We start from the raw sequence: 15,658 nt of genomic DNA on the forward strand, positions 1-15,658 counted from the left end.
TAAAACTATGTCTTTCAATCCGTTTGCGCCTCGCCAGGCGGTTAACGCAGCCCGCCTTCCCTTGACATTAATGACACTGGATGACTGGGCCGTAGCCTCTATCAGCGGTCCTGACAGTAAAACATATCTTCAGGGGCAACTTACTGCAGATATTGCTCAGTTGACGGAACATGACCATGTTCTGACCGCGCATTGCGACGCCAAAGGGAAAATGTGGAGTGACCTGCGGTTATTTTCCACTGAGCAGGGTTTCAGTTGGTTGCTGCGCCGCAGTGTGTGTGAAGGACAGTTGAGTGAACTGAAAAAGTACGCTGTTTTTTCCAAAGTCACCATCGCGCCAGATGACGGCGCTGTACTGCTCGGTCTGGCTGGTTTTCAGGCTCGTGCTGCACTGGCTTCGGTTTTTTCCACTCTGCCAGATTCCAGCCAGCCAGTTGTCCGGAAGGGCAACACCACACTGCTCTGGCTGCCTTTGCCTGCTGAGCGTTTTTTACTGGTCACTGACGCAGATCAGGCTCAGTTAGTTGCCGATAAACTCAAAGGTGAAGCTCAACGCAATAACAGCCAACAATGGCTGGCGTTGGATATTGAAGCAGGCTACCCCGTTATTGATTTAGCCAACACCAATGAGTTCATCCCACAGGCGGCAAATTTGCAGGCACTGGGGGGGATCAGCTTTAAAAAAGGCTGTTATACCGGGCAAGAGATGGTGGCGAGGGCTAAATTCAGGGGTGCCAATAAGCGCGCAATGTGGTTGTTATCTGGTAAAGCCGGGCATATCCCCGCCCCGGCAGATGCACTGGAAATGAAAATGGGTGACAACTGGCGGCGTACCGGGCGTGTTCTGGCTTCAGTATCGCTGGAAGATGGCAGAATACTGGTTCAGGCTGTAATGAATAACGACATCGAACCAGGCACCGTATTCCGTGTTTTGGGCGACGAAAGCAGCGAACTCGGTATTGAGCCACTGCCCTATTCACTTGAAGAAGAAGCCTGATCCCCATAGTTCTTCAGCGCCAGGCCAGGATAAACATGTTCTGCCTGGCGCAGTTAGGTAAATGAGTGCGTTAACCTGCCCGTTTTTTCTGCCTGCTTTACCCTACATAAAAGTAAATCGCCAGGAAGTGGCACACGCTCCCACCCAGCACAAAACCGTGCCAAATAGCGTGGTTAAAAGGGATACGGCGGCAGACATAAAAAATAACCCCCAGAGAATACACTACCCCGCCAGCAGCCAGTAAAGTAACCCCACCTGGAGCGATACGCATTGCCAGTTGGTACACCACCAGTAATGAAAGCCAGCCCATAGCAAGGTAGGTTACCAGTGAGAGCACTTTAAACCGGTGGGCAATGGTGAGCTTAAACAGGATCCCCGCCAGTGCCAGGCTCCAGATAATAACCATTAAAGTATGCGCCAGTGGCGAACCCAACCCCACCAGCAAAAATGGAGTATAAGTACCAGCAATCAGCAGGTAGATAGCACAGTGGTCAAATTTCTTCAGCAGCGGTTTAACACGCTCATGGGGAATGGCGTGGTACAACGTGGACGCAAGGAACAGCAATATCATGCTGCCGCCATACAGGCTGTAACTGGTTATGGCTGTCGCACCCGCCCGTGTATCCACGGCCTGAATCAATAATAACACCAGCCCAACGATGCCAAACACCAGGCCTATCCCATGGCTGATACTGTTGGCTATCTCCTCTGCCAGCGAATATCCCTGTGCAAAACGTTTTGTTCGAGCCATAAGGTCAACTCCTGGGAATAAATAAGGTCACTGCATGTATAGCCTAACTGAGAATGATTTCAGTGAACACATGTTCACTGAAATTTAATATGTGTACAGGTATTTCCTGGCTGATCGCAGGTACACAGAATTTGTTTTACAATTTGCGCGGGCACATAACCACAGGGTAGTAACGATGACTTGTAGCACACCCACTTTTGGTAAATTCGCCGATATCATTAATTTTCTTATGGAAATTGATAAGCTCAAGCGAGTTGAGCGCCGAACCCGGTTGTTAGGTGGAGGGCGCCCCGAGAACAGTGCTGAGCACAGCTGGCATTTTGCCGTAGCCGCAATGAGCATGGCACCTTTTGCAGGCAGCAAGGTGGATATTGACCGGGTAATAAAAATGGCGCTGCTGCATGATATTGTCGAAATAGACACCGGTGATGTACTGGTGTACGACCTGGAAGCCCGCGCTGCCATAGCCAACCAGGAAGCCCAGGCGGCTGAGCGCCTGTTTGGCCTGTTGCCCACCCCACAAAACAGCCAGTTTTTGGCACTCTGGCAGGAATATGAAGAGGGCATCACCCCAGACGCCCAATTTGCTGGCGCGCTGGACAGAGTGTTACCGGTGCTGCAAAACCTGCATAATGAAGGGCAGAGCTGGCAGGAGAACCAGGTCAGACTTGAGCAAGTTCTCAGCCGTAATACCTGTGTTGGCGAGGTTTGGCCTGACTTATGGGAATATGTCAAAACACAGTTATATGCCGCTCAGGAAAAAGGCTGGTTACGCTAACGACTATAGGCTTGATGACTCAGGATACCCGCAGTGACCTTATTTAACCATGCGGCAATCGCCGGACTGAACAACCTGGAATTACTGGTCTACAACTACGCCATCAAGAACCACGATGCTGTAATGTATATGACCATTCGGGAACTGGCAGAAGCTGCCGGGGTTTCCACAACCACGGTATTACGCTTCTGCCGCAAGCTGGGTTGTGATGGTTATTCTGAGTTTCGTGTGCGTTTCAAGCTCTATTTATCTCAGGCTGAACCACTGCCCGCCAATTTTGGTACCGGTGAAATCATCAGTTTCTTTAACAGTGTGAATAACCCGGAGTTTGATGCGCTACTGAACCAGGCGGTTGATATTATCTGCCATTCAGAGCGTATTATTTTTGTTGGCGCCAGCACATCAGGCTCTATGGCGAAATACGGCGCACGTTTTTTTTCCAACATGGGAAAATTCAGTAACCACATTGATGACCCTTATTTTCCGGTCAATAACGACATGGCGAAAAATGCGCTGGCGATTGTGCTTTCCGTTTCCGGGGAGACGCCAGAAATTTTGCGGTTTGCCAGCCAGTTCAGCCTGCATCACTGCAAAGTGATGTCAATCACCAGCAACGACAACTCGTCACTTGCACGCATGGCGGATTTTAATATCTCCTGGCATATTCCCCAGATGCGTATTTCCGGCAATCACGATATTACCAGCCAGTTACCTGTCGTCTATATTCTGGAAACATTAGGCCGGAAACTCGCCCGAAAACTGGCCTAAAAAACGCCCTGTTTTTTTCATGTAACTAGTCACAACTTACTGATTTTGTTATATCGTGACATTTTCGCCTGCTTTTGCCAGACTCTGAAGTATGACATTTAACTGCTGAATATCCGTTCTGTTTTGCGCCCAATTTCCGGGCGGTAAAACCAGGATATCGCGTGCACACTCAGAGGACGTTATGAAAAAACTCACACTGCCAAAGGATTTTTTGTGGGGTGGTGCTGTTGCAGCGCACCAGGTTGAAGGCGGCTGGGATAAAGGCGGAAAAGGCTCCAGCATTTGTGATGTGCTGACCGGTGGCGCTCACGGTGTGCCACGCGTGATTACCCAGCAACCAGAAGCAGGTAAATACTACCCTAACCATGAAGCTGTCGACTTCTATGGTCACTACAAAGAAGACATTAAGCTGTTTGCTGAAATGGGCTTCAAATGCTTCCGTACATCCATTGCCTGGACCCGTATCTTCCCCAAAGGGGACGAGACCCAGCCAAATGAAGAAGGCCTGAAATTTTACGACGAGATGTTTGATGAAATGCTCAAATACAATATTGAGCCGGTCATTACCCTGTCGCATTTTGAAATGCCTTTACACCTGGTGCAGGAATACGGCGGCTGGGCTAACCGTAAAGTTGTCGATTTCTTCGTTCGCTTCGCCGAAGTGGTGTTTGAGCGTTATAAATCCAAGGTGAAATACTGGATGACGTTCAACGAAATCAATAACCAGCGTAACTGGCGCGCGCCGTTATTTGGTTATTGCTGCTCGGGTGTGGTGTATACCGACCATGAGAACCCTGAAGAAACCATGTACCAGGTGCTGCATCACCAGTTTGTTGCCAGCGCAATGGCGGTTAAAGCAGGCCACCAAATTAACCCGGAAATGAAAATTGGCTGCATGCTTGCCATGGTGCCTTTGTATCCGTTTACCTGTAACCCGGATGATGTGATGTATGCGCAGGAATCCATGCGTGAACGTTATGTCTTTACCGATGTGCAATTGCGCGGCTACTACCCGGCTTATGTACTCAACGAATGGGAACGCCGCGGGTTTACCATCCACATGGAAGAAGGTGACGAGCAAATTCTGCGTGAAGGGTGCTGTGATTACCTGGGCTTCAGCTATTACATGACCAATGCGGTAAAAGCTGAAGGTGGTAGTGGCGATGCCATTTCCGGTTTTGAAGGCAGCGTACCGAACCCACATGTTAAAGCGTCTGACTGGGGCTGGCAGATTGACCCAGTGGGCCTGCGTTATGCGCTGTGTGAATTGTATGAACGCTATCAGAAACCGCTGTTTATTGTTGAAAATGGCTTTGGCGCTTACGACAAAGTTGAAGACGATGGCAGTATCAATGATGACTACCGCATTGAGTACCTGCGCGCACATGTCGAACAAATGGTGAAAGCGGTCACTTATGATGGTGTGGATCTGATGGGCTATACACCATGGGGCTGCATTGACTGCGTCTCTTTCACTACCGGGCAATACAGCAAGCGCTACGGGTTTATTTATGTGAATAAACACGATGATGGCACAGGCGATATGTCCCGCTCACGGAAGAAAAGCTTCTGGTGGTATCAGGGTGTAATTGCCAGCAATGGTGAAGAACTCTGATAACCAAACCAGCCGGTTTCTCAGGCCCCGCGTAACTGCGGGGTTTTTTCTTTTACCGGCTTCACCAGTCACCAGTGCTATTTTCATCCTTTGCTTTACTCCAAAATAAAAAGGGTGCTGAAGCACCCTTAACATCAAATTAACTAAAAGCAAAATCTGACTAGTCGTATTCGCTCATCGGAACGCAGGAGCAGAACAGGTTGCGGTCACCATACACATCATCCAGGCGTTTAACAGTCGGCCAGTATTTATTACCGTAGCCTGCCGGGAACGCGGCAAGTTCACGGGTGTAGCTGTGCGGCCAGTCAGCCTGAGCCAGTTCTTGCTGTGTATGAGGTGCATTCACCAGTGGATTATCGCCAAGAGCCCATTCACCTGCACCAACTTTGGCAATTTCACCACGAATAGCCAGCATGGCATCAATAAAGCGATCCAGTTCCACTTTGCTTTCCGATTCCGTTGGTTCAACCATCAGAGTACCTGCAACCGGGAAAGACATGGTTGGAGCATGGAACCCGTAATCAATCAGGCGTTTTGCGATATCAAGTTCGCTGATACCGGTTTGCTCTTTAAGCGGGCGAATATCCAGAATACATTCGTGAGCCACGCGGCCATCCCGGCCGGTATACAACACCGGATAGGCATCTTTAAGGCGTGTGGCAATATAGTTGGCATTCAGAATTGCCGTCTGGCTTGCCTGTTTCAGGCCTTGTGAACCCATCATGCGGATATACATCCAGCTAATAGGCAGAATGGAAGCACTGCCAAATGGTGCGGCAGACACAGCGCCCTGCTGGGTCAGCATTTCTTCAATTTGCACCACGCTGTGGCCAGGAACAAACGGAGCCAGATGTGCTTTCACACCAATCGGCCCCATGCCCGGGCCGCCACCGCCGTGAGGAATACAGAAGGTTTTGTGCAGGTTAAGATGCGACACATCCGAACCAATAAACCCTGGCGAAGTAATACCAACCTGGGCATTCATGTTCGCGCCATCCAGGTAAACCTGGCCACCCGCCTGATGGACAATGTCACACACGGAGCGAATAGTTTCTTCATACACACCATGGGTTGACGGGTATGTCACCATGATGCAGGAGAGCTTGTCACCTGCTGCTTCTGCTTTGGCACGCAAGTCATTGAGGTCGATATTGCCTTGCTTATCACAGGCAACCACGACTACCTGCATGCCCGCCATTTGCGCAGACGCCGGGTTGGTACCGTGTGCTGAACTTGGGATAAGGCAGATATCGCGCTGCCCCTGGTTGCAGCTTTCGTGGTAACGGCGAATCGCCAGCAGACCAGCATATTCCCCTTGGGCACCGGAGTTAGGCTGCATACACAATGCATCATAGCCGGTCAGTTTCACCAGCCACTCAGACAATTGGTTAATCATGTAGTGATAACCTTCAGCCTGATCAACCGGGCAGAACGGGTGCAGTTCAGCAAATTCGGGCCAGGTGATGGGGATCATTTCTGCCGCAGCATTGAGCTTCATTGTGCAAGACCCCAGTGGGATCATAGCCTGGTTCAGTGCCAGGTCTTTACGCTCCAGGCTGTGCATATAACGCATCATCTCAGTTTCACTGTGATAACGGTTGAAAACCGGATGCGTCAGAATGGCGTCATCACGCAGCATTTCAGCCTGAATGGAGCGGCTGTCCAGTGCAGTTTCTTGATCCAGCTGGGCGATATCCAGACCATGGTCGTCCCCCACCAGCACACTAAACAGGTTGAGAACATCTTCACGAGTCGTGGTTTCATCCAGGGTAATACCCACTGCATTATGAATATCGCTACGCAGGTTGATACCTTGTGCCTGAGCACGCGCCAGAACACTGGCTTTGTCGCTGACTTCCACACAAAGCGTATCAAACCAGTGCTGGTGACGCAGTGAAAACCCTTTTTGCTTCAGGCCGCAAGCCAGAATATCGGTAAAGCGATGGATACGCCCAGCAATACGTTTCAGGCCAACCGGGCCGTGCCATACAGCATACAGGCTGGCAATATTGGCCAGTAACACCTGGGAAGTACAAATATTGGAGTTCGCCTTTTCACGGCGGATATGTTGTTCGCGGGTTTGCATTGCCATACGCAATGCTATGTTACCGGCTGCATCGCGGGATACACCAATCAGCCGCCCTGGCATCGCACGTTTATGTGCGTCGCGTGCAGCAAAGAAAGCGGCGTGCGGGCCGCCATAGCCCATCGGCACCCCAAAACGTTGTGCGGAACCGAAGACAATATCAGCCCCTTGTTTACCTGGTGCCGTCAGCATGACCAGCGCCATAATATCCGCAGCAACACTCACCACGATATTACGCTGTTTCAGTTGCGCGATTAAATCGCCGTAATTATGTACTTCACCGGTTGTCCCTACCTGCTGTAACAACACGCCAAAGATATCCGGTAATTCCAGCACTTTTTCGGCGTCATCGACCACAACCTCAAAACCAAAGGTTTCGGCGCGAGTACGAACAACATCCAGAGTCTGTGGATGAACGTCATTTGCTACAAAAAAGCGGTTCGCATTTTTGAGCTTACTAACACGTTTGGCCATCGCCATGGCTTCTGCAGCCGCTGTCGCTTCATCCAGCAGAGAAGCAGACGCCATGTCCATCCCGGTGAGGTCCAGAGTCACTTGCTGGAAATTCAGCAATGCTTCCAGGCGCCCCTGAGAAACTTCTGGCTGATACGGAGTGTATGCCGTATACCAGCCTGGGTTTTCCAGCATGTTACGTAAAATAACAGGTGGCGTGTGAACCGCCGTATACCCCATACCGATAAACGAACGGAAACGCTTGTTGCGGCTTGCAATCGCTTTTAATTCAGCCAGCGCCTGCGCTTCGGTAGCCGCTTCACCAATATAAGGTGGTTGTGCCAGTTGAATATCTTTGGGCACAATCTGCCCGGTCAGCGCATCCAGTGAATCGGCACCAACTGCAGCGAGCATGGCCTGCTGTTGATCAGGCGACGGGCCAATATGGCGACCGATAAACGCTTCATTGTTTTCCAGTTGGCTTAAAGTCTGGGTCATGGGCGGTATTTCCTGAAACGAAACTTACGATAAGTAGATAGCTACAGGGCTGGCAGGTTACCAGCCCACAGGGTTTTATTCGTCTTCTAGCAGCGCTTCATAGGCTTCTGCATCCAGCAACGCATCAATCTCGGAGGCATCGCTGGCTTTGATTTTGAAAATCCAGCCATTGCCATAAGGCTCGCTGTTAACCTGTTCCGGGCTGTCATTCAGTTCTTCATTAACAGCAACAATCTCACCGCTTACCGGTGCGTAGATATCTGAAGCAGCTTTAACAGATTCCGCAACAGCGCAATCATCACCGGCACCAACAGTGGCACCGACTTCCGGCAGGTCAACAAACACCATATCGCCCAGCAGTTCTTGCGCGTGTTCGGTAATACCTACAGTGTAAGTACCATCGTCTTCTTTACGCAGCCACTCATGCTCTTTGGTGTATTTCAGCTCGTTAGGCACATTGCTCATGGTTCTCTCCTGATAAAAATTTACTGCGCCACCGGTTTGCCGGCGCGAACAAAAATCGGTTTAGTAACATGCACTGGCATTTCCCGGTTACGAATCTGAACAACCGCTGTACTGCCAATACCTGCTGGCACACGCGCCAGTGCAATACTGTAGCCCAGGGTTGGAGAAAAAGATCCGCTGGTGATAACACCCTCGCGAGCTGTGCCTTCGGTGTCGGTGAAACGAACAGGCAGACCACCGCGGAGTACACCTTTCTCGGTCATCACCAGGCCAACCAATTGTTCGGTTCCGTGCAGGCGTTGTGCTTCAAGAGCATCGCGCCCAATAAAGTCACGCTCTTCCGGTTGCCAGGCAATAGTCCAGCCCATATTTGCAGCCAGGGGAGACACACTTTCGTCCATCTCCTGACCGTATAAATTCATTCCGGCTTCAAGGCGCAGAGTATCCCTGGCTCCCAGACCGCAAGGTTTCACCCCAGCCTTAACCAGTTGAGCCCAAAAATCTGCTGCCTGCCCGGCTGGCAGTGCGATTTCGTAACCGGCTTCTCCGGTATACCCGGTCGTAGCAATGAAAAAATCCCCGGACTGAACGCCAAAGAAAGGTTTCATACCCTCAACAGCCTGTTGCTGCTGCGCAGTAAACAAGGTTGCCGCTTTTTGCTGTGCATTAGGGCCTTGTACTGCAATCAGTGACAAGTCATCACGCACACTGATATCAATGTGGTAGGCGCTGGCTTGTTGATTGATCCAGGCAAGATCTTTTTCACGGGTTGCAGAATTGACGACCAGGCGGAACCAGGTGTCGGAGAGAAAGTAAACTATCAGATCGTCGATAACACCAGCCGAAGCATTAAGCATACCGGTGTAGAGTGCTTTACCCGGCAGAGTTAACTTCGCAACATCATTTGCCAGCAAATAGCGCAGGAATTCGCGAGTACGTTCGCCATGAAGATCAACAATCGTCATATGCGACACATCAAACATACCGGCGTCCGTGCGTACGGCGTGGTGTTCATCAATTTGCGAGCCATAATGCAACGGCATCATCCAGCCATGGAAATCTACCATGCGCGCGCCGCACTGCTTATGCTGCTCAAACAACGGAGTTTGCTGAGTCATGCTTTCCTCTTCAGTAATAGCCCGCAATTTGCGGAACGTTCCAGTCTGGCGACGGAAAAAAACATTCCGGCTTACCACGACGCAAACGTTATCTTTTGCCTGAACTTACCACCGAAAAGCCTGCTTAACCATAAGGTAAAATGAGTCATCACTTTATCTTATGGCTGTTTTTAGCAACAACATCACTAGTTAATTAAACTGGATTAACCACAAAAACATAAAATTTTCTCCAGCTTTTGCATCCCCGTTTCCGATTTAAATGATATTAATCTCCAAATACTCAGGGAAACTCGAAAACCAGAAAAAAATTCGGATAAATAAAACTAATCTGAAAAAAGTAGTGAAATTAGAATATTTCAAATGAACGGTGCGCCGGTTTACAAACCGTAAACACGACGCAGGAGATCAGTCACGCAGCCATTGGGGTAAATTATCAAGCCCCATGGCCTGGCGAATAATGCGGGGTTTAACGCCGGGTAATGTGTCGGCGAGTTTCAGGCCAACATCACGCACCAGCTTCAGTGCCGGGTTAGTGCCTGCGAATAATTCCCTGAAGGATTGCATGCCAGCCAGCATCAGTGCGGCATTATGCTTACGCCGGCGCTCATAGCGGCGCAGATACAGGTACTGACCAATATCTTTGCACTGCTGGTGCAAGCGCCGTAATTCGCCCACCAGCTCAGCCGCATCCATAAAGCCCAGGTTCACGCCCTGCCCTGCAAGTGGGTGAATGGTGTGCGCAGCATCGCCCACCAAAGCCAGCCGTTGAGCGGCAAACTGCCGCGCATAACGCCCTGTCAGAGGAAAACACTGGCGCTCACTGACTAGCTCACAGCGGCCCAGACGTAAATCAAATGCAATACTCAGTTCCCTGTTAAACACTTCAGGGGCCACATCCTGCATTTCACGGGCTTTATCGGGCGGTAATGACCAAACAATAGAACACAAGTGAGGATCGTTAAGCGGTAGAAAAGCCAGGATACCATCACCATGAAACACCTGACGGGCAACAGCCTGGTGAGGATTTTGGGTTCGAATAGTGGCGACCAGGGCATGATGCTGGTAGTCCCAGAAAGTCAGCGGGATATTCGCCTGGTTACGCAACCAGGAGTGTGCGCCATCAGCACCAACAACCAGACGTGCAGTGAGCATCTCGCCATCTTTGAGCGTGATGAATGCTTCATTTTCACCCCAGGCAACGGAATTCACTTCCGCTGGCGCATAGAGCGACACATCTGCTGATTGCTCAGCTTGTTGCCACAAGGCCTGGTTTATCACGTTATTTTCAATGATATAACCCAGTGCATTTTCACCCGCCGTTCGGTCATCAAAGGCAATACGACCAAAGCTGTCTTTTTCCCATACTTCCATGCCATGCCATTCACTGGTGCGCTGCGGTGCCATTCGCTCCCAGGCCCCCAAACGGCGCAGTAATTTTTCACTGGCCGCATTGATTGCCGAAACGCGCAGCGCAGGAGGCGCAGACGTATCAACTGGCTGGCATGGCTGGTTTTCCACTACAGCAACCCGTAACCCGCTGCCCTGAAGGCCACAAGCCACAGCCAGCCCCACCATTCCGCCGCCAATAATGGCGACATCCACACTCTGAACCATAATATTCCTTACCGAATCACCCAGCCCAGGGTGCGTTTTGCCAGTGCCTCACGCACTGGCGCCAGGATATCCATCGCCATTAAACCTATGTTGCGCCCAACAACCAGCGGCCCCCATTGGTTGGCAAACAAGTGAACCAATCCGTCAGTGACACCAATTGTCGCTGCCCGGTCAGGAGAACGGCGCGCATTATAGCGTGCCAGTACCGCATATGAGCCAGGATCCTGCTGCTGATTAAACGCACTGGCGAATTCTTCGGCCAGTGACATCACATCGCGTATGCCAAGATTAAAACCCTGCCCGGCAATGGGATGCATAGTTTGCGCTGCGTTGCCCACTGCTACGACTCGGTGTGAAGTCGCGGTAACTGCGGTTGTTAACCGAAGTGGGTATGCGCTGCGTGCGCCCACATGGCAAATACGCCCCAGCCGCCAGCCAAATGCTTGCTGAAGTTGTGCGCAAAACTTTTCATCATTCCAGTTCATAACATCCGCATGTTGTGATAACGGATGGCACCAAACCAGCGAGCTACGCCCACCAGACATCGGCAGCATCGCCAGTGGCCCATTGTCAGTGAAGCGCTCAAACGCCCGGCCATCTGGTGAACAAGCGGTTGTTACGTTGGCGATAACTGCCACCTGTTGGTAGTCAGCTTGTTGCCAGGCAAGGCCACAAGCCTGGCCAACGGCTGACAATGTGCCATCTGCTGCAACCAGTGCTTTGCCCACAACAGTTGTTTGGTTATCCAGTACCACTGTCACGTTGTCAGTGCTGCGGGTGACAGACTCAACTCGTGCCGGGCAATGCAACGTAACGCCCGGTGCATTGCGTAACAGCCCAAACAGGCGAACCCCGGCATCATGCAGTTCAACAACATGGCCCAGGGCATTAATGCCATAATCTTCTGCCTGTAGTGTTACAAACCCTGCATGACCACGGTCACTAACCTGAACTTGTGTTAGTGGCGTTGCGCAGTCTTGCAGTGCCTGCCACACCCCAAGTTTTTCTAACTGAGTAGACGTCCCTTTTGCCAGGGCGATAGCCCTGGCATCAAACCCCGGGTGGTGAGTGGCATCCGGGGAGCGGGCCTCTATCAGATGAACCGGCAACTTGCCCTTAGTCAGAGTGGAGATAGCCAGCGCGAGTGTAGCACCGGTCATTCCCCCCCCTGCGATCACAATGCTCATGAGTGTGATGCCGCCATCAACGCTTCAATATCATCAGCAGATTTCACCACGCTGGCAGTCAGGTTCTCGTTCCCGTTGGCAGTAATCACAATGTCATCTTCGATACGAATACCAATGCCGCGGTAGATTTCCGGTACATCTGCATCCGGGGCGATATATAAGCCAGGCTCTACTGTCAGCACCATGCCGGGTTCAAGCGGGCGTGAGCGATCCGGCCCATATTCCCCAACATCATGGACATCAAGCCCCAACCAGTGGCTCAGACCATGCATGAAAAATTGCCGGTGAGCATTCTGAGTTATCAGGGTGTCAATATCGCCTTGCAGAATATCCAGACGCACAAGGCCAGTGACCATCACACGGACAATGGCTTCGGTCACTTCCTGCATAGTTTTGCCTGGGCCGTACAGCGAAAGCGCTGTTTCCAACGATTCCAGTACGATGTCATAAATCGCCCGCTGGGCCGGAGTAAAGCGCCCATTGACGGGGAAAGTACGGGTAATATCCCCTGCATATCCTTCTAACTCGCACCCGGCATCAATTAATACCAGGTCGCCGTCACGCAGCAGGCTCTCATTTTCGGTGTAATGAAGAATACAGCCATTTTCGCCCCCACCAACAATCGTGTTGTAAGAGGGGTAACGTGCACCATGGTGGTTAAATTCGTGGAGGATTTCGCCTTCCAGTTGGTATTCATACATCCCAGGACGACACTGCATCATTGCCCGTGTGTGACCCAATGCTGTTATCTCCCCAGCACGGCGCAACACTGCAATTTCCTCTGGTGATTTAAACAGGCGCATATCATGCACCCAGGGCCGCCAGTCAGTCAGTGTGGAAGGCGCTTTCAGGTTTTGGCGACTGCCTTTGCGTAATTTATCCAGCGCGCCAAAAACAATGCTGTCTGCATAGCCATAGAGGCCTTGTGCGTGGTAAACGCAGTCGAGCCCATTGAGCAGTTGAGCGAGGTTGTCATTCACCTCGTCAAAAGCCAGAGCCCTGTCCACCCCTAACTTTTCCGGTGCGGCTTCCTGGCCCAGGCGGCGTCCAAACCAAATCTCTGCCGTTTTATCCCGCACTCGGTTAAACAACACACTGTGATTGTGCTTGTCATCGCTCTTGATTAATACCAGCAATGCTTCCGGCTCGTTAAAACCCGTGAAGTACCAGAAATCACTATTTTGCCGATAGGGATACTCACTGTCTGCACTACGCGGCGCTTCGGGGGCCGCAAAAAACAGTGCCGCACTGGCTGGTGCCATTTTTGCCAGCATTGCCTGGCGGCGGCGAAGAAATTCCTGTTGAATCATCACCCCTCCTTCCGTTACTGAACCCAGTTTGCTTAATGCAGTGTGGGTTTTTGTTGTACTTCTGGCGCTGTTGGTTGCTGCCGGTTGAATGTTTCGTAGCACAGCAATGCAGCAACACGCACATACTCAACAATTTCTTCCAAAGACATTTCCAGCTCTTCGATGTCTTCGTCTTCGTCGTAACCCAGTTGGGCGATATTGCGTAAATCAGCAATTGCTTCACCAAGGTCACCTTTCACTTTATCCAGACGAGGCTGTGTCACCCCCAAGCCCAGCAGGAAGTGATTCACCCAGCCAGAAAGAGCATCTGCGCGGTCAAAAACCGACACATCTTCACCTTCTGGCATGAAAAGCTGGAACTGAAAGCCTTCATCCTCCAGTGCATCACTGGTGGCACTGTGCATTTGGCGCAGGCTATCAGCAAGGTTCTGGCTGAACGCCAGGCCTTCGTTAGTCAAATCGTGGACAAGCGGTTGCCAGGAACTGTCATTGTTCCCGCCACATAAGATTCCGCTAATCAATCCGTGCATTTCCGACGGCGTTAAACCAACATTTTGTTGGTTTAGTAACTGGTTTATGCTGGCATAGCCAGGCATCTCATTTTGTATAGACATACGCATTCTTCGTCGTTGGGAAGCTAAGTTCGTGTTATGCTACCACTTCGGCCCCAGGAGATACCAGAAAAGGGCTTGTATCTTCATATAAGGGTAGCTATAGTAGCGCCCCTTCGCCGCCCCAGGGCTGCGATAAGGCAGGCGAGTAAACAGCAGGAAGGTGTCATGTCTGCAGAACCAGTCGACATTCAAATTTTTGGTCGTTCACTGCGCGTGAATTGTCCGCCTGAACAACGTGATGCGCTGAATCTGGCCGCTGATGAGTTAAATCAACGGTTGCAAGATCTTAAAGTTCGCACTAGAGTCACCAATACAGAGCAACTGGTTTTCATTGCGGCGCTCAATATCTGTTACGAGCTGTCACAAGAAAAATCGAAAACCCGTGACTATGCTGCCAGTATGGAGCAACGAATCCGGATGTTACAGCAGACCATCGAACAAGCATTACTTGAGCAAGGTCGCATAACTGAAAAGCCGGAAACGAAGTTTGAATAACAATTCAGGGTTGGCTGTGATACAGTAACCATGAATTAAAAATTTCTCTGAGATGTTCGCAAGCGGGCCAGTCCCCTGAGCCGATATTTCAAACAAACAGAATGTGACGCTCCACGACCGGTGAGCATGCCCGGTCAGTCCGGGAAGCCTTAAGGTCGTGACGACACATTCACCTTGAACCACGGGTTCAAGGGTTACAGCCTGCGGCGGCATCTCGGAGATTCCCTCTTTCTTTTCATCAGCCATTGTCTATGTCGCACTCTCCGGATGTATCAGCTTCCCGGCAACATATTCGTCAGCACATTCGCCAGGTTCGGCGGGCTCTAACTCCTCACCAACAGCAAATCTCTGCCAATGAAGCGGCTGAACGCTTTCTGGCCTGGGAACCTGCAGCTAACGCACAGCATATTGGGTTATTTCTCTCGGTAGATGGCGAGCTTGACACACGTCCACTGATTGAACGATTGTGGGCGATGAACCGAGCGGTTTACCTTCCCGTACTACACCCGTTCAGCACGGGCGGGCTAATTATGGTGCGCTATTCGCCAGATACAGAACTGGTAGTCAACCGTCTGAGAATTCCCGAGCCTCGCCTGGATGTACGCCATATTCTGCCCTTGCAGCACCTGGATATTCTGGTAACACCTTTGGTGGCTTTTGATAGCACCGGGCAACGCCTGGGAATGGGTGGTGGGTTTTATGACCGGACCCTACAAAACTGGCGCGAACATGGCTTTATACCCGTAGGTTATGCTCATGACTGCCAGCAAGTGGAGAGACTCCCTGCCGAGCGCTGGGATATTCCATTACCCGCTATTGTCACACCATCAAAACGTTGGGTCTGGAACACTCCGGGCTAACAGCTACTCTGCCTGGCGCATAAAAAAGCCTTCCCAAGGGAAGGCTTTT

General features: G+C 51.1%; 14 protein-coding genes and 1 other RNA gene. 7 read left to right on the forward strand and 8 right to left on the reverse strand.

Annotated elements, in window-relative coordinates; all coding sequences use genetic code 11:
• Positions 1-7: 7 nt before the first annotated feature.
• A complete protein-coding gene (gene ygfZ / locus LC084_RS12295) occupies positions 8-997 on the forward strand; it encodes a tRNA-modifying protein YgfZ (protein WP_226571503.1) in 990 nt (329 codons plus the stop codon).
• Between the two features lie 97 nt (positions 998-1,094).
• On the opposite strand, the gene trhA is transcribed toward ygfZ, so the two are convergent.
• On the reverse strand, positions 1,095-1,748 hold the full coding sequence (gene trhA, locus LC084_RS12300) for a PAQR family membrane homeostasis protein TrhA (protein WP_226571504.1): 654 nt from the start codon (positions 1,746-1,748) through the stop codon (positions 1,095-1,097).
• 175 nt (positions 1,749-1,923) lie between these two features.
• Here trhA and LC084_RS12305 point away from each other — a divergent pair, with 175 nt between their 5' ends.
• The 3 genes from LC084_RS12305 to LC084_RS12315 all read left to right on the forward strand — a co-directional run bounded on the left by LC084_RS12305 (position 1,924) and on the right by LC084_RS12315 (position 4,909).
• Positions 1,924-2,526, forward strand: coding sequence for an HD domain-containing protein (locus LC084_RS12305; RefSeq protein WP_226571505.1), 603 nt, complete (start codon positions 1,924-1,926; stop codon positions 2,524-2,526).
• 33 nt (positions 2,527-2,559) lie between these two features.
• Positions 2,560-3,294, forward strand: a complete 735-nt coding sequence (locus tag LC084_RS12310) for a MurR/RpiR family transcriptional regulator (RefSeq protein ID WP_064601196.1) — start codon at positions 2,560-2,562, stop codon at positions 3,292-3,294.
• A 181-nt stretch (positions 3,295-3,475) separates the two neighbouring features.
• Positions 3,476-4,909 carry a 6-phospho-beta-glucosidase gene (locus LC084_RS12315; protein WP_226571506.1) on the forward strand — a complete coding sequence of 478 codons (1,434 nt, stop codon included), beginning with the start codon at positions 3,476-3,478 and terminating at the stop codon, positions 4,907-4,909.
• A gap of 160 nt (positions 4,910-5,069) precedes the next feature.
• Here the strand turns inward: LC084_RS12315 and gcvP are convergent, their stop codons facing one another.
• The 7 genes from gcvP to LC084_RS12350 all read right to left on the reverse strand — a co-directional run bounded on the left by gcvP (position 5,070) and on the right by LC084_RS12350 (position 14,254).
• Positions 5,070-7,946 (reverse strand): aminomethyl-transferring glycine dehydrogenase, encoded by a 2,877-nt coding sequence (gene gcvP, locus LC084_RS12320; RefSeq protein ID WP_226571507.1) that lies wholly within the window; start codon positions 7,944-7,946, stop codon positions 5,070-5,072.
• A gap of 75 nt (positions 7,947-8,021) precedes the next feature.
• Positions 8,022-8,411 (reverse strand): glycine cleavage system protein GcvH, encoded by a 390-nt coding sequence (gene gcvH / locus LC084_RS12325; RefSeq protein ID WP_226571508.1) that lies wholly within the window; start codon positions 8,409-8,411, stop codon positions 8,022-8,024.
• 20 nt (positions 8,412-8,431) lie between these two features.
• Positions 8,432-9,529 carry a glycine cleavage system aminomethyltransferase GcvT gene (gene gcvT / locus LC084_RS12330; protein WP_226571509.1) on the reverse strand — a complete coding sequence of 366 codons (1,098 nt, stop codon included), beginning with the start codon at positions 9,527-9,529 and terminating at the stop codon, positions 8,432-8,434.
• 405 nt (positions 9,530-9,934) lie between these two features.
• A complete protein-coding gene (ubiI, locus tag LC084_RS12335; RefSeq protein WP_226571510.1) occupies positions 9,935-11,143 on the reverse strand; it encodes an FAD-dependent 2-octaprenylphenol hydroxylase in 1,209 nt (402 codons plus the stop codon).
• An 8-nt stretch (positions 11,144-11,151) separates the two neighbouring features.
• Positions 11,152-12,330 (reverse strand): 2-octaprenyl-6-methoxyphenyl hydroxylase, encoded by a 1,179-nt coding sequence (gene ubiH / locus LC084_RS12340; protein WP_226571511.1) that lies wholly within the window; start codon positions 12,328-12,330, stop codon positions 11,152-11,154.
• Complete coding sequence (pepP, locus tag LC084_RS12345) at positions 12,327-13,640, reverse strand: Xaa-Pro aminopeptidase (protein ID WP_226571512.1); 1,314 nt, start codon at positions 13,638-13,640, stop codon at positions 12,327-12,329. The genes ubiH and pepP overlap by 4 nt, the downstream gene beginning before the upstream one ends.
• Positions 13,641-13,672: 32 nt before the next feature.
• Entirely contained in the window at positions 13,673-14,254 is a 582-nt protein-coding gene (locus LC084_RS12350; protein WP_146211485.1) for a YecA/YgfB family protein, read from the reverse strand.
• A 165-nt stretch (positions 14,255-14,419) separates the two neighbouring features.
• Here LC084_RS12350 and zapA point away from each other — a divergent pair, with 165 nt between their 5' ends.
• The 3 genes from zapA (at position 14,420) to LC084_RS12365 (ending at position 15,609) form a co-directional block, all read left to right on the forward strand.
• Positions 14,420-14,749 carry a cell division protein ZapA gene (gene zapA, locus LC084_RS12355; protein WP_226571513.1) on the forward strand — a complete coding sequence of 110 codons (330 nt, stop codon included), beginning with the start codon at positions 14,420-14,422 and terminating at the stop codon, positions 14,747-14,749.
• 41 nt (positions 14,750-14,790) lie between these two features.
• Positions 14,791-14,974, forward strand: a non-coding RNA gene (ssrS, locus tag LC084_RS12360) — 6S RNA.
• Between the two features lie 26 nt (positions 14,975-15,000).
• Positions 15,001-15,609: a 5-formyltetrahydrofolate cyclo-ligase gene (locus LC084_RS12365; RefSeq protein WP_226571514.1), complete on the forward strand. Its 609-nt coding sequence runs from the start codon at positions 15,001-15,003 to the stop codon at positions 15,607-15,609.
• Positions 15,610-15,658: the final 49 nt, after the last annotated feature.

This window comes from Mangrovibacter yixingensis, assembly GCF_020523985.1.
In the GTDB taxonomy this organism is placed as follows: Bacteria; Pseudomonadota; Gammaproteobacteria; order Enterobacterales; family Enterobacteriaceae; genus Mangrovibacter; species Mangrovibacter yixingensis.